Origin of the sequence: Agrobacterium sp. 22117 (assembly GCF_052045735.1) — a bacterium.
Classification (GTDB): Bacteria; Pseudomonadota; Alphaproteobacteria; order Rhizobiales; family Rhizobiaceae; genus Agrobacterium; species Agrobacterium cavarae.
Genome location: NZ_JBQEPP010000004.1, coordinates 57,939 through 80,717, shown reverse-complemented (window position 1 = coordinate 80,717; position 22,779 = coordinate 57,939). Strand labels below are relative to the sequence as shown.

The window sequence follows — 22,779 nt, the reverse complement described above, 5'->3', positions numbered from 1 at the left end:
AGGTTGCTGCAACCCAGCCTCGCACCTCAAGGAGTTTCCATGCCGAGACAGACATTCTGGAAAGGTCATCTGAGGCTGTCGCTCGTGACGGCAAGGGTCTCGCTCACGCCTGCCATTTCTCAAAGCGGCAAGATCCGCTTCCACGTCATCAATCGGGAGACGGGCAATCGCGTCGAAAGCCGCTATGTGGACAGCGTCACCCATCGTCCGGTTGCGGATAGAAATCAGGTGAAGGGCTTTCCCAAGGAAGACGGCGATTTCGTGCTGCTGGAGGAAGACGAGATCGATGCTGTTGGTCTGGAAAGCACCAGAACCATCGATATTCAGACCTTCGTTCCCGCAGGCTCCATCGACTGGATCTGGTACGATCGTCCGCATTTTCTCAAACCCGAGGACAAGATCGGTGCCGAAGCCTTCAGCGTTATTCGCGAAGCGATGAGGGCCAGCAAGGTCGTCGGCATCGCCCGACTGGTCCTCTATCGCCGCGAGCACGCTGTTCTGCTGGAGCCATCCGGCAAGGGCATCATCCTATGGACGCTGCATTATGGCGACGAGGTGCGCGACGCTGTCGATACGATCGATAAGAAGGCGAAGACCGATAAGGAATTGCAAACGGCGCTGGATAAGCAGATCGACAAGCAGTTGACGAATTGGAAGCCGTCGCTGGTCCAGGACACGGTGCAGAAGAAAGTTCAGAAGCTCTTGAAGACGAAGGCCAAGGACGCGCCTAAGTCCAAAGCCAAGAAGCAGCCCGCCGCGGCAAAGCAGGGCGGCAATGTCATCAACATCATGGATGCGCTGAAGAAGAGCCTGCAGTCCTAACGTGTCCCTAAAATGAGGGCGATGCTCTCAACACCTCAGCCAGGAAGCGGCTTGGCGGAAGCCCGGAAATCCGCCCATGGGTCAGACATCCTCGCCTTTATATGCGCGGGTGTGTTCTTCGCTGTGAACTCCGCCGGGCCTTTAATCTTCGACAACTCCGACCATTCGAGCGGCATGGAAACCGTAGCGCCCGCTCTGGCGCGGGTGGAGTAGGGGGCGACGGCCGTGCTTCCGCGCCCATTGCGCAGGTAGTCGACGAAGATACGGCCACTGCGCTTGGCCTTGGTTGCCACAGCGAGATATTTATCCGGCTCATCTTTTCCCATGTCGGTCGCGAGTTTCTTCGCAAAACCTTTCACCTTCGCCCAGCCGGCCTTCGGCTCCAGTGGCGTGACGACATGAAGGCCCTTGCCGCCAGACGTCTTAACGAAGGCGGCAAGTCCCGCTGCTTCCAGCCGGGATTTAAGCTCGAGCGCGGCTTCGACGACAGCGCCCCACTGCACGTCCTCACCCGGATCGAGGTCCATGGTTATCAGGTCCGGCTTCTCCCAGGCCTTGGTGGTCGAACCCCAGGGGTGAATTTCAAGCACGGCGGATTGAACGAGCGCCATCATGCCATCGAAATCGCTGATCACCACCAACGGTTCGCCCGATCGATCCTTCGGGTCCTTGATAGCACCAATGGCTTTGTTCATTCCGCGCCACGGGTGCTTCTGGAAGAACGTTTGGCCGTCGATCCCTTCCGGGCAGCGTAGCAGGGAGAGCGCGCGATTGGTGACGTAGGGTGCAATATGCTCCCAAACCTGTGCATAATAATCGGCGAGGTCCGCCTTGGTGATTTTCTGATCCGGCCAATAGACGCGCTCAGGGTGGGTGAACTTGATCTTCGTTTGCGGCGTCTTTGCTGCGTCACCTGTCTCGGGCTTCGTCACGTGTTCCACCTCCCTGCTGATCTCCTTGGGTGCCTTGTCTTCCCGCAACCCTTTGAAGGAGGCATGGCGAAGGTTGCCATCGCCGGACCAGCCGCGAAACTCGACTTCCGCGACAAGCTCTGGCTTGACGTAATGAAGATCGCGCCGGGCAAGCGCTGTCAGCTTCTGCGAGAAGGGACTTTCTGTCTGCGTCAGGGGCTTTAGCCTGTCGAAGATCATCTCTGCGGTGGCGCCGGTAAAGCCTGTTCCCACCCGGCCGACATGCCGAAGCTTGCCATTCTCATAGACGCCGAGCGCCAGAGAGCCGATAGCCTGGTCCGATGAGGACGAGAGGGCATAGCCACCGATGACGAATTCCTGGCCGCTGCTGCACTTGGACTTGATCCACTGCCCCTTGCGCCCGGAGACGTAGGGAGACTCGGCGACTTTGGAGATAACGCCCTCCAGTCCAAGCGAGCAGGCATGCTGGAGAACCTTTTCTCCGTCCTCCTGAAAATGCGCGCTGTAGCGCAGCACAGGGTCGTCGGAGGGTAGCAGTTTTTCCAGCAACGCTTTGCGATCCACAAGTGCAGCGCCCTGCAGGTCCCGGCCATCCAGATAGAGAAGGTCGAAGACGTAGTAGCGGAAACGATCCTGCCGACCCTCGCTGAGATCGGCCTGGAGTGCGGAGAAGTCGGAAACGCCACTTTCCTTTTCGACGACCAGTTCGCCGTCGATGATCGCAGTTTCCACCGGCAGTGCCGCGAGCGAATGTTGGATGGCCTCTCCGAATTTCTCCGTCCAGTCCAGACCGCTGCGGGTCAGCAGAACGACCTCTCCCTTCTCGATCCTCGCCTGGAGGCGATAGCCGTCAAACTTGATTTCATGCAGCCAGCGCGATCCCTCCGGCGCATTGTTCTTCAATGTCGCCAAAGCGGGTTTGATGAAAGACGGCATTGCCGCCTTATGGCTTGCCTTGGGAAAATCATGCACCTGCTTGCCGGTCGTTTTCGCACTTTTGGCTTTGGACGAGACGTCTCTCGAGTTCCAGGTGTCCTCTGGATTCTCTGCCACCTGCTCGATGCTTCGCCCCGTCTTGACAGAGTTTCCCGCCTCCTCGATCAGGTCGATGGTTTCGCTGGCTTCCTCGTCATGGGCCTTGATCAGCAGCCAGTTTTCGCGCTTCTCCTCAGGCTTGCCTTTCATCCGCACCAGATGCCAGCGGCCTTTCAGCTTTTCGCCGTCGAGTTCGAATTCCATATGGCCCTTGCGGTAGGCCTTCTTCGGATCGCCGATGGGGGACCATGTGCCACGATCCCAGACGATGACTGTGCCGCCACCATATTGGCCCTTGGGAATGATACCTTCGAAGTCGGCATAGCTCAGAGGGTGATCCTCGACGTGGACCGCAAGCCGCTTTTCATTCGGATCGAGGCTCGGGCCTTTGGTCACGGCCCAGCTTTTCATCACGCCGTCCATTTCCAGGCGGAAATCATAGTGCAGCCGCCTTGCATCATGTTTCTGCACCACGAAACTGTTGCCGGCCGTTGCCGCCGCTTCGCCCTTCGGCTCCGGCGTCTTATCGAACTTGCGCTTCTGGTTATAGGTTTGAAGGCCCATGGGTCAACTTGCCTTCTTGCGTTTGGTGGTGCCGGAAGACTTTGGCTTGGCCGTCTTCTTGTCTGAGACACCGGCGCTTTGGCGCAGGGCTTCCTTCAGGTCAATGACGTTGTCGCGCTTCTCGGGCTCGCGCTTCTTGATCGTCTTTCCTTCGATCTTCGCCTGCACCAGTTCCGTCAAAGCATCATTATAGCGGTCGCTGTATTGCGACGGATCGAATTTGCCGGCTCGCTTCTTGATGATGTGGCCTGCGAGTTCCAGCATCTCGTCATCAAACTCGATGTCGGGGATTGATTTGAAGGCAGCGGTCTGCGAGCGCACCTCGTAGTCATAGTTCAAGGTCGTGGCAATTACGGCGTCCCCGTCGAGCCGGATCAACAGCATTCTGTTGCGACGAAAAAGGATTGCTTCTGCAAGAGCTGCGACCTGACGCTCCCGCAGCGCCTGCGCCAGGAGTGAAAGCGCTTCGCGGTCCTCGTCGGTCGAAGGCGAGAGATAATAGGGCTTGTCGAAATAGAGTTTGTCGATTTCATCGCATTCTAGAAAGTTTTTCACCCGAATGACCTTGTTGCCGTCCGGCATCAACTCAGAAAGCTCGTCGCCTTCGATGACGATGTGGTCGCCATTCTCAAGCTCATAACCCTTGACCTGCTGATCGCGCTCGACCTTGTCGCCGGTCTCGCTGTCGAGATACTGTCGCTCGACGCGGTTGCCGGTCTTTCGATTGATGATGTTGAAGGAGATTTTTTCCGACGATGAGATCGCGGTGTAGAGTCCGACATCGCACTGAAAATCAGCGAATTTGATAGTGCCTCTCCACACGGCTCTTGGCGCCATCGCCAGCCTCCTTTTTACGCTCTAACTTTTACTGGAACGCTCGCGGTCGATTATCCGCTCGACGGCCACGATATCTTCCTGCGAAAACACCGGAACAGGGTCGGACGCCATGGCCTCCATCACATCCGGCGAAAGCCCACCGTGCCGCGCGACCCACTCCATGGCCTCACGCGTCTCCCGTTCCGCTTTCAATTGCGCATAAAGTGCCACAATCAGCCTGTCGCGAGTGTCGGGCTGTTGATCCTGTCGGGGTGTGGTTTTCGCAGTATGTGCCATCGTTCTTAAATTCGAGACAGGCACGAAAGTTCCAGCACGGGCGACACGATGGCATTCTGGTCGCACTGGATGGCCGGAAGTCGCAAAGATACGACGGCCTAGCTTCAGGCAGCCGCCACGGGAAATTTTTCCTGGAGGGAAGGCAGTTCTTTCTCCACGCCACCGCCGTTGCGCTTTGCCCGGTAGGAAGCAGCGTCCGCCAGGCGTATCATGGTGCTGAACTCCGCATCCTTGGCCGCTTCAGCCGTATATCCGAGGCTGACGCCCACGCGGACCGGTTCATTTGAGAGGTTAAATGGCGTTGTCAACGACCGCACGATGTCATGGGCCATGCGCTCGACATCTGCTGCGTTGCGGACCTCAGTCTGAACGACGACGAACTCATCGCCGCCAACACGTGCGGCGATGTCATGGGGCTGAAGGAGGTCCCGAAGCCGGGCGCCGACGCCGATCAGCAGGTCATCGCCCGCGGCATGCCCGAGGCGATCGTTGATAGCCTTGAAGCCATCCAGATCAAGGCAATGAACGGCAATCATCGTGCCCGTCATGCGCGAAATACCGCTAAAGCCTTCGCGAAGCGCAATGCGATTGGCAAGGCCGGTCAAAGGGTCGGCACGCGCAAGGCGCTCCATCTCAAGCCGCAGCAGGATCTGCTGTGACGCCGTTCGATACACATGCGACACGCTCTGCATCGCCGCGAGCAGGAAGACAGCGAACATCGTGGCCAGCAACCAGTGCGCCGCGTCGCCCGCGAAGGCGGCCGAGATCGTGGTCGGCACGGCCGCGATAGTGAGTGCGGTCACTGATATGAGAGGTCGAACCGACATGCGGCTGGCGACGCCGGCTGCATAACCGAACAGCAGCGCCGTTGCCAGCACGTGCAGGGAGAAATCGGAGGACCGGAAGATCAGTGCGGAGATCGCGCCGACCGAGGCGGCGACGAGAAATGTGAGAAGAGCATGCGCAAGCTCCCAGTCTTTCGGTGTCAAAGAGGTGGGGTGACCGGTCTTAGTCCAGCGCCGGTGGCGCAGCATCACGCAGATCTTGGTGAAGGACGCCAAGCCACCGCACACCATGGCGACAAAAATCCAGGTGTCATGCAGGGTTGTCGCGGCGAAGTAGCCAATGGCGACGATGGTGAAACCCATGACGGTCATCGGTGCAACCGTGTAGGCCAGTTGGGCAACAAGTGCCTTATAGAGGTCGTCCGGTTCTCTTATTCGCATCGATCAGCCCTTGCCACGGGGTAGCGGTTATTGAGCGCATATAATCTATGCGGAAAATTTAAACGACTCTCTAATCAAGGCCTCAATGGTTGTCAGCTGTCCTCAGCGCGATCAACTGACGGACCAGCGAATGATCGGCAGGAGCTTTAGGACGGCCTTCGAGGCGCTCTTTCTCTTAGACTTGACGCCTCGAACTACCCGAAAATCGGTTCCGAGTTTCGGGTCGATGCTGTCGCCTCTTGAAGGTTACCCTCTAAAGTCGCCTTCATTCGTGTCGCGCTCGTCGTAATTCACGTCCCAATCCTTTTCGGGCTTTTTCTTGCTCGGCGGCAGTTTGTTGACAGTCGCGTCTTCGGAACCGGTGATGACGGTGGGTTTGGCGCTTGCCACGCCATTATTGTCGGACGTCTTTTTGCCCGGCGCAAATTGCGGCTTTGCGTCTGCATGGATCTTGTCGATGTCTTTTTCAGAGCTCATGGGAACCTCCATTGGTTCATGAGCTAACCTCGAAGCAGGAGGTGTGTTCCGTCAGCAGACATTCTGCAGCATGTGGTGGCACCTCTAAATGAGCGCAACACCAGCGTGATGACCGGAGCAGGCGCAGTTCTCGCCTGCTCTCAAAGGGCGATCAGTCAATCGTCATCAGCGTGTGGCCAGCCTGAAGGTAGTCGCCTTCCTTGACGAGAAGACGGATCGTACCGCCCTTGGTGGCGAGGATCTGGGTTTCCATCTTCATGGCTTCCATGACGGCAACCAGATCGCCTTCGGAAACGGTCTGGCCGTCTTCGACCTTGAAGGATTGCAGCGTTCCTGACACTGGTGCGGCAATCTCGCCGTCATTTTTGGTGGCCGCGCCACTTGCCGCACCCGATGCTCCGCTACCGACGCTGCCCAGGGCAGAGAGCAGAAGCGTGGGCAGGCCGACCGAAACGCGCTTGCCGTCGATTTCCAGATAGGTGCGGTGGATGGAAGGGTCATCTTTCTGGGCAGGGCGCTCCATCGCGTCCGGCATTGCGGCGAAATCGGTCTCGATCCAGCGGGTGTGAACCTTGAAGCCGTCTTCACCGGTGAAGTCTTCCGCCTCAAGGGCTGCGCGATGGAAGGGCAGGACGGTTGCCACGCCTTCGATACGGAATTCCTTCAGCGCGCGGCGGGCACGTTGCAGTACCTGCCGGCGATCCTCGCCGGTGACGATCAGCTTTGCCATGAGAGAGTCGAACACGCCGGGCACGCTCGAACCACTGACGACACCGCTATCGAGACGAACGCCGGGACCCGACGGCGGATCGAAAACTGTGATCGTTCCTGGCGTTGGCAGGAAGCCGCGGCCTGGATCTTCGGCATTAATGCGGAATTCCATCGAATGGCCGCGAGGCTCCGGCGTCTCCAAAACGCGAAGCGTCTTGCCTTCGGCAATGCGGAACTGTTCGATCACCAGATCGATGCCAGTCGTTTCCTCGGTGACGGGGTGTTCGACCTGCAGGCGGGTATTGACCTCCAGAAACGAAATCGTGCCATCGACGCCCAGCAGAAACTCCACCGTGCCGGCACCGCTATAGCCCGCGGCGGCACAGATTGCTTTGGCGGACGCGTGGATTTTTTGCCGTTGCTCGTCCGAGAGGAAGGGGGCAGGGGCTTCTTCGATCAGCTTCTGGTTTCGGCGCTGCAGCGAGCAGTCGCGGGTGCCCAGCACCAGCACGTTTCCATGCTTGTCCGCCAGAACCTGTGCCTCGATATGGCGCGGCCGGTCGAGAAAGCGCTCGAGGAAACACTCGCCGCGACCAAAAGCGGCGGTCGCTTCTCTGACGGCCGACTCGTAGAGATCGGCGATCTCTTCCATTTTCCAGGCAACCTTCAAGCCGCGTCCGCCACCGCCATGGGCAGCCTTGATGGCAACAGGCAGGCCGTGTTCTTCTGCAAAGGCGATGACTTCGGCCGCGGTTTCTACCGGACCGTCGCTGCCAGCAACGAGCGGCGCGCCGACGCCGGTCGCAATACGGCGTGCCTCCACTTTGTCGCCCAGCGCTTCGATGACCTGCGGATCTGGACCGATCCAGGTCAGGCCGGCATCGAGCACGGCTTGTGCGAACTCGGCGCGTTCGGACAGAAAGCCGTAGCCGGGATGAATAGCATCCGCACCCGAACGCTTTGCGATGGCAATCAGCTTGGGGATGTCGAGATAGGTTTCTGCAGGACGCACGCCCTCCAGCGCATATGCTTCGTCCGCCATGCGAACGAAGACCGCATCCTGATCGGGATCGGCATAGACGGCGACCGATCGGAGCCCATAATCCCGGCAGGCGCGGATAATCCGGACAGCGATTTCGCCGCGATTAGCAATCAGGACTTTCTTCATCGCTCTTCTCCTCGGATTTAAGTGTTCTTGGCCGTGATGTCGGCGAAAGGCCCGATCGGGCGAAACTGGATTTTGGCGTTGACGGGGATCTGACCCGCAAGATCGAGATGGTACTCCGCCACCGCTCCGATGACGGGGTAACCGCCCGTCAGCGGATGGTCCGCAAGGAAGAGCACAGGCTGGCCGCTATGGGGGATCTGGATGGCGCCCGTTGCAGTTCCCTCGCTCGGCAGTTCTGCGCTGTCGCGCCGTTCCACCGGCACCTCGCCCGCAAGGCGGATGCCCACGCGGTTGGATTGCGGCGTGACCTGCCAGAGTTGGTTCGTCAGCGTCTCAATGCCCTTTTGGGTGAACCAGTCGGTGCGCGGTCCAAGAACAACGTCGAGCGTGACGACCTCATCCATGGCCGGTGGCTCGAAGGCGGGGACCTCATCGATGGCGACGCTCGAAAACTCCTTCGTTTCGGTCTTGAGCGGCAGGATCGTACCTGCCGTGACCGGCTCTGGACCGACGACGGCCAGCGTATCGGTGGCGAAGCTGCCGAGCACAGGCTCGACATCGAAGCCGCCGCGCACGGCGAGATAACAACGCATGCCTTTTGGCGGCTGGCCGAGCGTGACGGTGTCGCCCGCCTCAAGCGGGATGGGCGCGTAAGTCTTTGCGGTGAAACGCCCCTCTGCCGTTTCGATGGTGACGGGACAGGGCGCACCGGTGAGACCGATAACGGTGCGGCTCGCAGCACGGAAGGAAAAGCCGCCGAGCGTCAGTTCCAGGCAGGGCGCGTTGTGCGGATTTCCGACGATGCGGTTTGCTGCGTTGAAAGCGCCGCGATCAAGCGCGCCGGACGCAGAGACGCCCTGTCCGGTCTGTCCGAAGCGACCGAGATCCTGAAAGAGAGCGGGCATAGGAGCCGCCAGCACTTCGAAATGCGGCCCTTGGCGCGACGGCTCCTTGCGCGGCTTTGCCTCGGAGATTGGCAGGCTGATCTTTCCTGACGCCTTGTCCATGTTGAGGAAGCGAACGCGGTAGCCCGGCTGGAAGAGCGCGCCGGGCTCGCGATCGATGTCCCACATCTTCAGGGGTGTCGTACCAATGATCTGCCAGCCGCCCGGGCTGTTTTGCGGATAGACGCCGCTAAAGGCGCCCGCGAGCGCCACAGAGCCGGCCGGGATGCGGGTGCGTGGGCTCTGTCGCCGGGGAACATGGAGTGCGGGATCGCCGCCTACCAGATAGCCGAACCCCGGTGCAAAGCCGCAAAACGCAACGGTAAATTCGCTCTCGGTATGACGACGGATCACCTCGTCGACGCTAAGCCCTGTCAGCGTCGCGACGTCCCCAAGGTCTTCGCCATTATAATGGACCGGGATTTCGACCAGCTTGTCGGAAGGCGGAATCTTCGCCGTCAGGTCGCGACGGGAAAGCTCTGCGGCAAGAGCCTGCCCGTCGATCTTTTCTGGTCGAAAGCGGATCATCAGGGTGCGTGCGGCCGGTACGGTTTCCTCGATGCCCTCGACAGGATCGTTTTCGAGCGAGGCGAAAAGCGCGAGCGTTTCGTCCAGATCGGCAAGTTCGACAAGGATCGTCGTGAGACTGACGGGGAGAAAGCGCATCATGTCCTCACGCGTGATAGGCAGAATCGGGAATGTCGGTGATGAACATATGACCCGGTGCATGGGTGATGGCAAATGGCACGCCAGACGCCATGACCGCCGCCTGCGGAGTCACGCCGCACGCCCAGAAGACCGGGACTTCGCCGGGCTCGATGCGCACGGCATCGCCAAAGTCGGGCTTGGCGAGATCAGCGATGCCGAGTTCCTCCGGCATGCCGATATGCACCGGTGCGCCGTGAACGGCCGGAAACCTTCCGGAAATCGTCGCCGCATCCGCAACCCGCGATGCCGGGATCGGACGCATGGACACGACCATGTTGCCCTTCAAACGGCCTGCCGGGCGGCAGGGACGGTTGGTCAGATACATGGGAACATTGCTCTTATCCGTCATATGACGGATTTCGATGCCCGCTTCCACCATCGGCGTTTCAAAAGTGAAGCTGCAGCCGATGAGGAAGGCCACCATATCGTCGCGCTCGGCCCAGGCCGACGTGGCATCATGTGTTTCCTCAGCGAGCTTGCCATCACGCCAGATCCGGTAGAGCGGCAGATCGGTTCGTAGATCGGCACCCGGCGCAAGAAGCGTGGTGGGTGAGCCGGGATCGGAGACGTCTAATACAGGGCAAGGCTTTGGATTGCGCTGCGCATAAAGCAGAAAGTCGAACGCCCAGTCGCGCGGCAGCACGATCATGTTGGCCTGGGTGAAGCCCGGCGCGATACCAGAGGTCGGCTGCACGAGGCCGGCGCGGTAGCTGGCGCGTGCTTTTTGGGCAAGCTCGACGTTCTTGGCGGTGTGCGATGTGGGGATGGTCATTGGCCGCTCCTATCGTTCAAGAGGTGAAAGGGCGAACGGCAATACCGTCCGTTTCAAACCGGCGGCGAATTTCGCGTGCAATATCGACCGCGCCTGGGCTGTCGCCATGAACGCAGATGGACTGCGCCTCGATCTTGATGACGCTGCCGTCAATGGCTTCCAGCGTTCCCTGGCGGGCCAGTTGCACCATGCGGTCGGCAATTTGTCCGGCATCATGCAGGACAGCGCCCTTTTCGCGACGGGACACGAGTTGCCCGTCCGGCGTATACGCCCGGTCAGCAAAGGCTTCTGCCACGATCGAAAGTCCCGCTTTGCGTGCCAGTTCAAGGATCGGCGCGTTGGCGAGCCCCATCAGCACCAGCGACGGATCGATGGCTTTTATGCCGTCAATGACAGCCTGACCTTGTTTTGCGTCATGGGCGATGCGGTTGTAAAGCGCGCCATGTGGCTTGACGTAGCGCACCGTGGTTCCGGCTGCTGCGGCAATGCCCTTCAGTGCGCCGATCTGGTAGATGACGTCGGCGATCAGATCCTCCGGCGTCACATCCATATCCCGGCGTCCAAAACCGACGCGGTCCGGATAGGAAACGTGAGCCCCGATCGTAACGCCATTTGCGGCGGCTGCCTTCACCGTCTTGTAGATGCCTGTCGGGTCTCCGGCGTGAAAACCACAGGCAATGTTGGCGCTGGAGACGATGGAAAGCATGGCCTCGTCGTCGCCCATGCTCCATGCCCCGTAACTTTCGCCGAGATCGCTGTTGAGGTCGATATGCGCCATGTCGTCTTTCTCCAAATGTGGTTGATCTCCGTGGCCACGCTCAGGTGGCCACGATAAATGCTTGCTTGTGCTTCTTACAGTCCAAGCAGAGCGAAGATCGGGCCGACAGACTTGTAGGCCATGTACCATGTCAGGCAGCAGGTGAGCGCGCCGAGGATGAGCAGCCAGCGCGGATAGTGGTAGCCGCGCATCAGGTCCGGACGCTTCCATGCGGCAAAGAGCAGCATGGAGAGGCCGATGGGCAGGACCAGACCATTCAATCCGCCGACGAAGACGAGCATGGCGGCCGGGGGCGTGGTGATCAGGATGTAGGACACCAGCGAAACGCAGATGAAAGCGACGGTCGAAAGATTGCGCTGGCGCTCGGTCATTTCTGGCTTGAACGCGGTGAGGAAGGACACAGAGGTGTAGGCCGCACCGATGATGCTAGTGAGTGCCGAGGCGAGGAACACTGCACCGAAGAGCCGGAAGCCAATATCGCCGGCGGCCGCATGGAAGGCCTGGCCTGCAGGGTTTGCCGCCTTGCCAGAGAGGTCGATGACGACACCGCTTGCAACAACGCCGAGAATGGCGAGGAAGAGAATGTAGCGAAGAACGCCCGTGATCGCGATGCCGCTCAGTGCCGCACGATTGACGGCACCGATATTCTCGACGCCTACCGTGCCCTTGTCGAGAAGGCGGTGTGCGCCCGCATAGGTGATGTAGCCGCCGACGGTGCCGCCAACAATGGTGGTGATGGTGGCGAAATCGATCGTGTCGGGGAGGAAGGTCTGGTGGAAGGCTTCAGCCACAGGAGGGCCGGATACGATCGCCGCGTAGAGGATGAGGGCGAGCTTGACGAAGGCTGCGACGTAGACGACACGGTCCATGGCAACACCAGCGCGTCGCGACAGGAAGATGCCGATGGCGACGAGTGCACCGATGGCACCGCCAATCTTGGGGTCGAGGTCAATCATGGCGTTGAAGCCAAGACCGGCACCGCCGATATTGCCGATGTTGAAGAACAGGCCGCCGATGATGACGAGGACTGCCAGAAGATATCCGGAGCCTGGAATGGCGGCGTTCGCAATCGCCGGAGCCCGCATCTGTGTGACGGTGACGATACGCCAGACATTGGCCTGGACAACGAAGTCGATGATGATGGAGACGATGATGGCGAAGGCAAAGGCTGCACCCAGCTTCACCGTGAAATTGGCGGTTTGGGTGATGAAGCCAGGGCCGACGGCGGCCATGGACATCAGGAACATCGCCGATAGGAGCGCGTAGCGCTGGCTCTTCGGGTTAAACGCAGCCGCGTTCGTGCGGCCGGGCGTTTGCTCGGTCTGCTGCATGAGAGTTTTCCTGTTCTTATCGTCACCCGCCCCTCGCGGATGCTTATGAGGTCATCATGGATGGTTTGTTTGTGATGTCAATATTGTTCAACAATTTTTTTGTTTTGTTCATTCATGCTTATATTCTTGGCGTCGAAAACAGCCTTCGGAGGGGACTTTGCCGTCCCGGCAGAGGCGTGGTTAAAGCCGTTGAAACTATTGCTTGATTCCGCCAGTCTTTTGTTATCTGAAGACGCCGCAAGAAGAAGCGAGGAAGCCTGTGACAGACACACGTGAAAGCATGCCGCTGTCCGACTGGATCGCCAAGCGCATCCGCCTCATGCTGATTTCGGGCGAACTGAGACCCGGCCAGCGCATATCCGAAGCAGCCTTCAGCGAGCATCTGGAAGTGTCCCGCAACTCTCTGCGCGAAGCCTTCCGCATCATGACGAAGGAAGGCCTGCTCCGGCACGAAACCAATCGTGGCGTCTTCGTCCAGACGCCAACCATGGCTTCGATCATGGATATTTACCGGGTACGCCGCATGCTCGAATGCGGAGCGTTGCGTAAGGCGTGGCGCCTGCATGAATCGGTCAAGGTCATGCGTCAGGCCGTGGAGGAAGCCAAGCAAAAGCGGGAGCAGGAGCTTTGGGTCGATGTCGGCAGCGCCAATATGGCCTTCCACTCGGCCGTCGTCGCACTTGCCGATAGCGAGCGTTTGAGCGAGCTTTACGAAAGGGTGTCGGCCGAGCTTCGCCTGGGCTTTGCCCTCATTGAGGATCCGCGTCTGCTCCATTCACCCTTCGTCGATATGAATGACGAGATTGTCTCTTTGTGTGAAGAGGACAGGTTTGCAGAGGCAAGCGAGAAGATGGAAGACTATCTGCTGATCTCCGAGAACGGTCTTCTGAAAGCGTTCGGAAAGCTCTCAGGCAAGGCGCGGTAAAGCATATGGCCTTTCTGGAGTTGGCTTCTGCTCTTCCGCTTATCTAAGCTTTAAATCTGTCCGTAGAAACAAAAAGGGGACCGCGCAGAACGCGATCCCCTTTTTTATCATAGTCGATTGTCGATCAGAACTGACGACGGAAGCCTGCGGTAATCGCGTGGCTCTTGAAATCCGTGCTGGAGACGGTGCCGTCAGTAGCAGTGAAGTCGAAGTTGTCGGCGCCTGTGTAACGATAGCCGATATCGAAGGTGGTGTTGGCAAACAGCGCGTTGTCACGCAGGAAGGAAATGGTGTTCAACTCGATGCCGACGCCTGCATCCAGATGGTATGCGAATGCGGTGTCGCTGTCGTTCATGATCACGCCGGCACCAGCCGTGCCCTGGCGACGAAGCTTGAGGTTCATCGCGCCGATACCGCCACCGAAGTATGGCGTGAAGGCCGTGCCTGTCGGAACGTCGATGTAACCGTTGACATAGCCCTGGAAGTTGCGAGCCGAGCCGAACGAACCCGCAGCGTCCACGCCGTTTACCGTGTGGGTATCGACATCCGAGCGGCCGTAACCGACTTCGAGCTCGAGGCGTGGGGAAACGAAGTCGTAGGAACCGAAGCTGTAACCGACGCGGAATCCGCTGTAGTACCCGACATCGTAATCGGTGTTGACGCCAGCGCCGATAGTCGAGAAGTTCGTATCGTCCATAAATGTCAGGCTGTTCAGGCTACCGATGTAGAAGCCGCCTGGATCGGCAACAACTGCGGGTTCGGTCTGAACGGCAAGGTCAGCCGCGTAGGCGGTGGTGGAAGCAAGCGCTGTCATGAGTGCAGCAAGCTTGAAGACGTTTCGCATTAGAAAACCTTTCTGAATCGGCCCCCGCCGGTGTCCAGAGACTGCTTGCAACCTCCTCCAATGTCCACGCCGCAGCTTTGATTTAGCACTTGATCGCGAGCTGAAACCGTCATCCCGTTGCAACATGGCAACGAATGGATGAAGTGACGTTAGGGAAGGACATTGACCAACTGCGGGCGACATAATGTGGTTGTTTTTTCATTAGATGGCCCCTTCCGACGATTGCGCGGTAACAATCAGGACATCCTTGGGAGACGCAGATGGAAGAGATCAGAACGGACCGCTTGGTGCTAAGAAACTTTCGGGCCGCAGACGCGCATGACCTTTTTTCCTATCTGCACGATCCGCGACCGAGTTGCTTTTTCTCCCAGCGACTTCAAAATCTGGACGAAGCCGAGGCAGAGGCGATCAAGCGTGGCGGCTCGGATGAGTATATCGCCGTTTACTCAAGCGAGCACCACAGAATGATTGGCGATCTTTTCGCCACAGCCGATGAGGAGGGCGATACGCTGTCCGTCGGTTGGAATTTCAACAGCGACTATGCAGGCCGTGGCTATGCTTATGAAGCGGCACGCGCCATGTTTCGCTGGCTCTTCGATGAAAGGCAGATACGACGCCTCTACGCCTATGTGGAGGACAACAACCTGGCTTCTCAGCGGCTGTGCGAGAAGCTTGGAATGCGTCGCGAAGGGCTTTTTCTCGAGTTCATCTCTTTCACCAAGGATGAGGCCGGGCACCCGCTTTACGAGAATACGATGCAATATGCACTTTTACGCCGGGAGTGGCAGCACCAGATGCAAGGCTCCGTTGACAAAGAAGCTTGAATAGGACCAAAGTCGCGCCGATCATTGTGTTTTCGGGGAGAGACCGATGTCCTTTCGCGTCGTTTCGCACGCTTTTGCCCTTGTTCTTGCAGCATTTTCCGTCTCGCCGCTTCTGGCTGAGGATGCGCCGCGCAAGGTGGTAACAACCGCAAATGGCGACTATTTCGGTTTCGATCTGCGCACGGAACAGGATGTGTCTCTCGATCAGTGCAAGACCATCTGCATCGATGACAAGGGCTGCAAGGCCTTCACCTACAATCCCAAGGTGAAGTGGTGCTTCCTCAAATCGGACTATAATCAGCTCAATGCGTTTCCTGGCGCCGTTGCCGGAAAGATTGTGGAGGCGGCAAGCGAACCTGATCTCGGCGCGCCACAGCGTCTCTCCTTCGTCGAGGACAGCCTCTACCAGCAGGCCCGCAAGCTGAAGGCGGATTTGCCTGAGGCGGATAATACCCAAGGCCTCGAAGCCTTGCTATCGCAAGCACGCCAACAGGCGGTGCTCGATATCCCCCAGGCGGTGGAAATCTACAAGTCGGCACTATCGCTCAACGCTGAGAATGGCGCCTTGTGGGCCGAGCTCTCTTCCGTCGAGGCGAAGGTCGAGAACAACTACCAGATTCTCGGCGAGGCACCGGCCGCAGCGCTCAACGCCTACCAGCTTAGCCGGACACAGAGCGCCCGCCTGGCTGCGCTCAACCGGTTGGCCCAAGCCTTCGAGAAAGGCCAGAATTACCGCGCGGCGCTGAACGCCTACAAGTCCAGCCTTGCCCTTTCGGATGTTGCCAAGACGCGGGCGGCCTATAACGACCTTCGCACCCGCCAGGGCTTCCGCGTCATCAACAACACGGTCGACACCGACAGCGTGACGCCGCGTGCCTGCATCCAGTTTTCCGAACCGCTGGTGAAGAATGCCGACTACTCGTCCTTCGTGACGCTGGACGGCGCTGCTCCGAAAGCGCTCGAAGCCAAGGGTAGCGAAATCTGCGTCGAAGGTCTGACGCATGGGCAGAGATACAAGATCGCCCTTCGCGCCGGTCTGCCATCCTCCGTGGAAGAGCCGCTGGAAAAGCAGGTCGATCTCGACATTTACGTGCGCGACCGCTCCGGCTCGGTTCGCTTTACCGGCGACAACTTTGTGCTTCCCGGAACCGCACGCCGCGGCATCCCGCTCGTGTCGGTCAATATCGATCATGCCGATCTGAAGCTCTACCGCGTGGGGGATCGCAATATCACCGCGCTCTTGGCCAATTCTCAGTTCCTGACCCAGATGGACGGTTATGGTGCGGAGAAGATCGAAAACGAGCTGGGCGAACTCGTCTGGCAGGGTGGCATTGACATTCAGACGGAACTGAACAAGGACGTCGTCACCAGCTTCCCCGTGGACGAAGCACTGCCGGACCGCAAGCCTGGCATCTATGTCATGACCGCCGTGCCGCCAGGCACAGCGCCAGAAAACTGGGACGCGCGCGCCACCCAATGGTTTCTCGTTTCCGATACCGGCATCACCACCTATGCCGGCACCGACGGGCTCAATGTCTTCGTGCGGGCGCTCAGCAATGCCGAACCGCTGAAGGGCGTTTCGCTCCAGCTTCTCGCCAAGAACAACGAGGTGCTGGGTTCCGCCACCACCGATGCGGAGGGACGCGCGACGTTTTCCGCCGGTCTGATGCGCGGTTCCGCCGGCCAGGCACCTGCCATCATCACGGCGCGCAATGGCGAGAAGGACTACGTCTTCCTCGACATGACACGGGCGGGCTTCGATCTTTCCGATCGCGGTGTGACCGGTCGCGCCGCACCCGGCGCCATCGACGTGTTCAGCTGGACAGAACGCGGCATTTACCGCGCGGGCGAGACGGTACATGCCGCAGCACTTTCGCGCGACATCGAAGGCAATGCGATCGAGAACCTGCCGCTGACCTTCATCTTCTCAAGGCCTGACGGCGTCGAGGATCGTCGCTTCGTCAGCGACGGCAAGGCGCTGGGAGGCCACGCGGTCGATCTGCCGCTGCAGGAAACCGCCATGCGCGGCACCTGGACGATGCGCATCTATACCGATCCGAAGGCAAGCGCGATCAGCGAAAAATCCTTCCTGGTGGATGATTTCGTGCCGGATCGCACGGAGTTCGACCTTACCAGCGCGGCAAAAGAGATCGATCCGGCAGGCGAGACAACAATTGATGTCGATGGTCGCTATCTCTATGGCGCGCCGGCAGCGGGGCTTGAGCTCGAGGGCGAAGTTGCCCTGAAGCCGTCGCGCACCAACCCGGCCTTCGAAGGATATCTCTTCGGCTTAGCGGATGAGGAGACCGAAGAAGAAAGCCGCACCACGCTCGATAATCTTCCCGTCCTGGATGAAAACGGCAAGGCAAGCTTCCCGGTGGAACTCGGCGATCTTCCCTCCACCACGCAGTTTCTCTCGGCCAGCATCACCGTGCGCATGCGTGAGGCAGGTGGCCGTGCGGTGGAGCGCTCGCTGACATTGCCGGTCAAGTCCGACAGCAACATGATCGGCATCAAGCCGCAATTCTCCGGCGATCTGGCGGAAAACTCCATCGGGCGTTTCCATGTGATTGGGCTTGCGCCAGACGGCAGCAGGCAGGCGATGAGTGGGCTTACCTGGAAGCTCATCAAGGTGGAGCGTAATTATCAGTGGTACAGGCAGGGTAATTCCTGGCGCTACGAGCCGGTGGTCCATACAAAGCAGGTGGAGACCGGCACGCTTTCGGTCACGCCGGATGGAGCAGACATCTCCGTGCCGGTGAACTGGGGCCGTTACCGGCTGGAGGTGGAAGCGCCGCAGAATGACGGTGCCGTCTCCAGCGTGGAATTCGATGCCGGCTGGTTCGTATCCGCAAGCTCGACCGAAACGCCGGATGCGCTCGAAATCGCGCTGGACAAGCAGAGCTACAAGGTGGGCGAGACGGCCAAGCTTCAGGTCACATCCCGTTATGCCGGCCAGTTGATGGTTGTCGCCGGTTCCGAAAAACTGATCTCGGTGCAGAATGTCGAGATCGGCGACAAGGGCGGCGAAGTCGAAATCCCGGTGACGGAAGATTGGGGCGCTGGCTCCTATGTAACGGCAACCCTGTTCCGCCCCGGCGACGCGCAGGAAAGCCGTATGCCGATGCGCGCCATCGGCGTGAAGTGGCTGGCGGTCGATCCGGGCGAGCGCAAGCTTGGCATCGCGCTCGATCTTCCAAAGCAGACATTGCCGAGGCAGGCGCTGAAGATTCCGGTGCATGTCTCCGGTGCGGGTGCGGGGGACAAGGCCTATGTGACGATTGCCGCGGTGGATGTCGGTATTATGAACCTCACCCGCTACGAGCCGCCGAAGCCGGACGAGTGGTATTTCGGCCAGCGCAGGCTCGGCCTCGAAATTCGCGATCTCTATGGCCGCCTTATCGATGGTTCGCTTGGCGCCACGGGGCGTCTGAGAACCGGCGGCGATGGCGGGCAGGTTGCGCTTCAGGGCAGTCCGCCGAAGGAGAAGCTCGTCGCGTTTTTTGCAGGCCCCGTAGAGCTGGATGCACAAGGCAAGGCGACGATCAGCTTCGATATCCCGCAGTTCAATGGCACGGCACGGGTTATGGCCGTTGCCTGGACAAAGACCGGCGTTGGCCACGCGGTCTCGGATGTCGTCATTCGCGATCCGGTGGTGGTGACGGCAAGCGCGCCGAAGTTCCTGAGCCCAAGCGACGTGTCGCAACTGCGCCTCGATATCGCCAATACCGATGGTGAGGCTGGCGATTACAAGATCGATGTCACCAGCAACATGGCCGTGACTGTGGATCAGGGCGAGTTTTCTCAAACGACGAGGCTGGAAAAGGGCGGCAAGACGTCCCTGACCGTGCCTTTGACGGGCGAGTTTCCCGGTGAAGGGCAGATCGCGATCAAGGTCAGCAATAGCAGCGGCGTTTCGCTGGAGCAGGCGCTGACCATTCCGGTGCGTCCATCGGTGCTTCCGGTGACGACACGCCGCAACATCAAGATTGCGCCGAACAGCAGTCTGACGGTGGACGGCAACCTGCTGGCCGATAGCATGCTGGTCGGCTCATCGGTCTCGGTCAACGTTACCCGCTCTCCGGCGTTCGACGTCCCCGCTTTGATGATGATGCTGGACAAATACCCCTATGGCTGCGCCGAACAGACGACGAGCCGGGCTCTACCTCTGCTTTACGCATCCGAGTTGATGAAGGACAGCGGCGGCAAGGACGATCCGGAATTGCGCAAGCGGGTGCAGGACGCGATCTACCGGGTGCTCTCCTTCCAGTCGAGCGCCGGCGGCTTCGGTCTATGGTCTCCCGGCGAAGGGGATTTGTGGCTGGACGCCTACATCTCCGATTTCCTGACGCGGGCACGTGAGCAGTCCTATGATGTGCCGGAAACAGCGATGGTGCAGGCACTCACCAATCTGCAAAACGGTCTTGCCTATGACAGCAACGTCAAGGACCGCGGCAACGAGATCGCCTATTCGCTCTATGTGCTGGCGCGCAATCGAAAGGCTGCGATCAACGATCTGCGCTACTATTCCGATACGGCCTTGAACGAGTTTCCGACGCCGCTCGCCAAGGCACAGGTCGCGGCAGCCCTCTCGCTTTATGGCGATGCTGCGCGCGCCAAGTCCGCGTTCGGGGCATCCTTGGGCATGGCATCCTCAAGCGCGAACGTCACGCTGGCGCGTGCCGATTACGGTTCGGCTCTTCGTGACGGCGCTGCGTCCCTGGCGCTGGCGGCAGAAAGCCGTCCGGTCCCGGCAGTTGTGTCCCAGCTTGCGGGTGTCGTGTCCAAGGACTTCGAGTCCAAGCGCTATACCAGCACGCAGGAGCAGGCCTGGATGGTTCTCGCCGCGCGCGCCCTGAAAGGTGAGGACAAGGATATTCGCCTGGATGTGAACGGCACCCTGCAGCAGGGCGGCTTCAGCCAACGCATGAGCGGCGATGAGCTGCTTCAAGCGCCGCTGAATGTCACCAACGCTTCGGCAGACCCGGTCACGGCGGTCGTCACCACTGTTGCGCCGCCGTCCAAGCCGCTTCCGTCAGGCGGTGAGGGCTTCACCATCGAGAAGACTTATTACTCGATGGATGGCGAAGAGGTGAATGTCAGCGAGGTGGAGCAGAACCAGCGCTACGTCGTGGTGCTGAAGGTCATTCCGCAGAACGACTGGCAGGCGCGCATTCTGGTGACCGATCTTCTGCCGGCCGGTTTCGAAATCGACAATCCGAGCCTCGTCAACAGCGCGGCGCTCACAAACTTCGATTGGCTGCCGGAAACCGAAGCAGCGCATACGGAATTCCGCTACGACCGCTTCGTGGCCGCATTCGACAGAACCGCGGGCGACACCTCTGAAATCACGCTGGCCTATGTGGTTCGGGCCGTGACACCTGGCACCTATGACAACCCGGCGGCGAGCGTGGAGGACATGTACCGTCCGCAGTTCTCCGCTCGCACGGCAACCAGTAAGATGGAGGTTCGCGCAGCGCAGTAATGAGGGGTTGGCGCAGCTTCTTCTTCGGCTTTGCTCTAGCGGCGTCGGTAACCGGTGCCGCCATCTACGGGCTTGACCGTCTGGATCGCGCCTATCCGCCGCCGCTACACAATGCGCGTATCGTGTCTCAGGAACTGGTGGATGCCGATGGCAATCTTCTGCGCGCCTTCGCCACGCCCGATGGGCGCTGGCGCTTGCAGACGACCGCGGCCGAGGTCGATCCACAATTCATCAAGATGCTGATCGCCTATGAGGATCAGCGATTTTACGACCATCATGGCGTGGACATTCAGGCGCTCGGTCGCTCCGCCTGGCAGTTGCTGACCAATGGTCGCATCGTTTCCGGTGCCTCGACCTTATCGATGCAGGTCGCGCGCCTGATCGAGCCTCGGGCAGACCGCTCCTTCAGCGCCAAGTTTCGCCAGATGCTGCGCGCCGTGCAGATCGAACGCCGGCTCAGCAAGGACCAAATCCTCGAACTCTACCTTAACATCGCCCCCTATGGCGGCAACATCGAGGGCGTGCGTGCGGCGAGCCTCGCATGGTTCGGCAAGGAGCCACGGCGTTTGGATACGGCGGAAGCCGCGCTTCTGGTCTCCCTGCCGCAACTCCCCGAGAAGCGCCGACCAGATCGTTTTCCCGATGCCGCGAAAGAGGCCCGCGAGCGCGTGTTGCAGAGACTGGCCGTGGCGCGCGTCGTCGGAGAGGGAGAGGCCGAGCGCGCATCTGCCGCCGCCGTTCCCCGGGATCGTTTGGCGCTCCCGGCCTTCGCGCCGCATCTCGCGCAAGCCGCGCGGACGAAATTTCCGCGCCAGCATGTTATCGGCTCGACCTTGCGGCGTGGCATCCAAAGCGAACTCGAAGCCTTGGCGCGGCATGCCGCAGACAAGATCGGCGACAAGGTTTCGGTCGCTATTGTCATGGCGGATAGCACGACGGGCGACATTCTCGCCGATGTCGGCTCGGCAGATTTCCTCGATAGCTCCCGAAGAGGTTGGGTGGAAATGAGCCGCGCGATCCGTTCACCCGGCTCGACGCTAAAGCCTTTCATCTATGGACTGGCTTTCGAGAATGGCCTGGTTTCGCAGGAAACCATCATCGAGGATCGACCGGCAGATTTCTCCGGTTATCGACCGCGCAACTTCGATATGCAGTATCAGGGTGACGTCAGCATTCGGCAAGCCTTGCAACTGTCTCTCAACGTGCCTGCAGTGAAGCTATTGGATGCCGTCAGTCCCGCCGCTTTGATGGTGCGCTTCAGACGCGCCTCGGTCAGTCTCGCACTGCCGAAGTCTGAGCCACCGGGTCTTGCGATCGCGCTCGGTGGTGCTGGCCTGTCGCTTGTCGATCTCGTGCAACTCTATGCCAGCCTCGCCAATCAGGGGCAGCCGGTGAAACTCGGTGATGGCGTGAGAAACAAGCCGGAGGTTCTCGACGTCGAACCGATTTTTTCGCGCAGCGCCATCTGGAACATCACCGATACGCTTTCCGGCGTTCTGCCCCCGCTTGGCATGAAGCAGCGCGGCGTCGCGTACAAGACCGGAACCAGCTATGGCTACCGCGATGCATGGTCGGTGGGTTTTGACGGGCGTTATGTCATCGGTATCTGGGTCGGCCGGGCCGATAATGGTTCGGTCCCGGGAATTGCCGGCTACGCTACCGCCGCCCCCATTCTCTTCGATGCCTTTGCCAAATCCGGTGTGGCGATCACGCCCTTCGCAGCCGCACCAAGCAGCGTGATGCGCTTGAGCTACAGCGATCTGCCATCCAACCAGCGACGCTTCACCACGACAGCGAGCGGACTTCTCTCAGCGTCGCGACGCGAATCTTCGCCCGTGATCGTGTACCCGCCGGAAGGCGCACGTGTCGAACTTTCAGACAGCGCTGGCGCGCTCTCCCCGCTGGTTCTCAAACTCCAGGGCGGTCGGGCGCCGTTCCGCTGGCTCGCCAACGGCAAGCCGCTGCCGGACCTGACGCGGCGCCGCAGCAATGAGTGGACGCCGGAAGGCCAGGGCTTCTCGACACTTACTGTCATCGACGCCGATGGCCGGGCGTCGAGCGTGCGTATCTTCGTGCAATAGATCTCTGTACATCCTTTTGGACGCACTAAGGACGCTTCC

Annotated in this window: 16 protein-coding genes; 5 read left to right on the top strand and 11 right to left on the bottom strand. The window is 59.8% G+C overall.

Annotation, left to right across the window (positions count from 1 at the left end; all coding sequences use genetic code 11):
• The first annotated feature begins 39 nt into the window (after positions 1 to 39).
• Complete coding sequence (gene ku, locus ACTJKV_RS12415; protein WP_440598755.1) at positions 40 to 822, top strand: non-homologous end joining protein Ku; 783 nt, start codon at positions 40 to 42, stop codon at positions 820 to 822.
• Positions 823 to 857: 35 nt separating this feature from the next.
• Here the strand turns inward: ku (ACTJKV_RS12415) and ligD are convergent, their stop codons facing one another.
• From ligD to ACTJKV_RS12365, 10 genes are all read right to left on the bottom strand, one after another.
• Positions 858 to 3,353: a DNA ligase D gene (gene ligD / locus ACTJKV_RS12410; RefSeq protein WP_440598754.1), complete on the bottom strand. Its 2,496-nt coding sequence runs from the start codon at positions 3,351 to 3,353 to the stop codon at positions 858 to 860.
• Positions 3,354 to 3,356: 3 nt separating this feature from the next.
• The gene (ku, locus tag ACTJKV_RS12405) at positions 3,357 to 4,190 is read right to left on the bottom strand and encodes a non-homologous end joining protein Ku (protein ID WP_440598753.1); all 834 of its coding nucleotides are present in this window, start codon (positions 4,188 to 4,190) and stop codon (positions 3,357 to 3,359) included.
• A 21-nt stretch (positions 4,191 to 4,211) separates the two neighbouring features.
• Positions 4,212 to 4,466 carry a hypothetical protein gene (locus ACTJKV_RS12400; protein ID WP_440598752.1) on the bottom strand — a complete coding sequence of 85 codons (255 nt, stop codon included), beginning with the start codon at positions 4,464 to 4,466 and terminating at the stop codon, positions 4,212 to 4,214.
• Positions 4,467 to 4,570: 104 nt separating this feature from the next.
• Positions 4,571 to 5,692 carry a diguanylate cyclase domain-containing protein gene (locus ACTJKV_RS12395; protein ID WP_440598751.1) on the bottom strand — a complete coding sequence of 374 codons (1,122 nt, stop codon included), beginning with the start codon at positions 5,690 to 5,692 and terminating at the stop codon, positions 4,571 to 4,573.
• Between the two features lie 246 nt (positions 5,693 to 5,938).
• A complete protein-coding gene (locus ACTJKV_RS12390) occupies positions 5,939 to 6,169 on the bottom strand; it encodes a hypothetical protein (RefSeq protein WP_440598750.1) in 231 nt (76 codons plus the stop codon).
• 151 nt (positions 6,170 to 6,320) lie between these two features.
• Positions 6,321 to 8,048 carry an acetyl/propionyl/methylcrotonyl-CoA carboxylase subunit alpha gene (locus ACTJKV_RS12385; protein WP_440598749.1) on the bottom strand — a complete coding sequence of 576 codons (1,728 nt, stop codon included), beginning with the start codon at positions 8,046 to 8,048 and terminating at the stop codon, positions 6,321 to 6,323.
• Between the two features lie 17 nt (positions 8,049 to 8,065).
• Complete coding sequence (locus ACTJKV_RS12380) at positions 8,066 to 9,658, bottom strand: 5-oxoprolinase/urea amidolyase family protein (RefSeq protein ID WP_440598748.1); 1,593 nt, start codon at positions 9,656 to 9,658, stop codon at positions 8,066 to 8,068.
• A gap of 7 nt (positions 9,659 to 9,665) precedes the next feature.
• A complete protein-coding gene (locus ACTJKV_RS12375) occupies positions 9,666 to 10,472 on the bottom strand; it encodes a putative hydro-lyase (RefSeq protein ID WP_112520549.1) in 807 nt (268 codons plus the stop codon).
• Between the two features lie 16 nt (positions 10,473 to 10,488).
• The gene (locus ACTJKV_RS12370; RefSeq protein WP_440598747.1) at positions 10,489 to 11,250 is read right to left on the bottom strand and encodes a LamB/YcsF family protein; all 762 of its coding nucleotides are present in this window, start codon (positions 11,248 to 11,250) and stop codon (positions 10,489 to 10,491) included.
• 74 nt (positions 11,251 to 11,324) lie between these two features.
• Positions 11,325 to 12,581 (bottom strand): NRAMP family divalent metal transporter, encoded by a 1,257-nt coding sequence (locus tag ACTJKV_RS12365; protein ID WP_112952788.1) that lies wholly within the window; start codon positions 12,579 to 12,581, stop codon positions 11,325 to 11,327.
• A gap of 259 nt (positions 12,582 to 12,840) precedes the next feature.
• Between ACTJKV_RS12365 and ACTJKV_RS12360 the strand changes: the two genes are divergently transcribed.
• Positions 12,841 to 13,506 carry a GntR family transcriptional regulator gene (locus tag ACTJKV_RS12360; protein WP_062444172.1) on the top strand — a complete coding sequence of 222 codons (666 nt, stop codon included), beginning with the start codon at positions 12,841 to 12,843 and terminating at the stop codon, positions 13,504 to 13,506.
• A gap of 124 nt (positions 13,507 to 13,630) precedes the next feature.
• On the opposite strand, the gene ACTJKV_RS12355 is transcribed toward ACTJKV_RS12360, so the two are convergent.
• Complete coding sequence (locus ACTJKV_RS12355; protein ID WP_440598746.1) at positions 13,631 to 14,350, bottom strand: outer membrane protein; 720 nt, start codon at positions 14,348 to 14,350, stop codon at positions 13,631 to 13,633.
• Between the two features lie 260 nt (positions 14,351 to 14,610).
• On the opposite strand from ACTJKV_RS12355, the gene ACTJKV_RS12350 reads away from it, so the two are divergent.
• From ACTJKV_RS12350 to pbpC, 3 genes are read left to right on the top strand one after another with little or no spacing between them, the layout of a single operon-like run.
• Entirely contained in the window at positions 14,611 to 15,174 is a 564-nt protein-coding gene (locus tag ACTJKV_RS12350; protein ID WP_440598745.1) for a GNAT family N-acetyltransferase, read from the top strand.
• 46 nt (positions 15,175 to 15,220) lie between these two features.
• Positions 15,221 to 20,659 carry an MG2 domain-containing protein gene (locus ACTJKV_RS12345; protein WP_440598744.1) on the top strand — a complete coding sequence of 1,813 codons (5,439 nt, stop codon included), beginning with the start codon at positions 15,221 to 15,223 and terminating at the stop codon, positions 20,657 to 20,659.
• Positions 20,659 to 22,740: a penicillin-binding protein 1C gene (pbpC, locus tag ACTJKV_RS12340; protein WP_062423542.1), complete on the top strand. Its 2,082-nt coding sequence runs from the start codon at positions 20,659 to 20,661 to the stop codon at positions 22,738 to 22,740. Before ACTJKV_RS12345 ends, pbpC begins: the two co-directional genes overlap by 1 nt.
• The last annotated feature ends 39 nt before the right edge of the window (positions 22,741 to 22,779 follow it).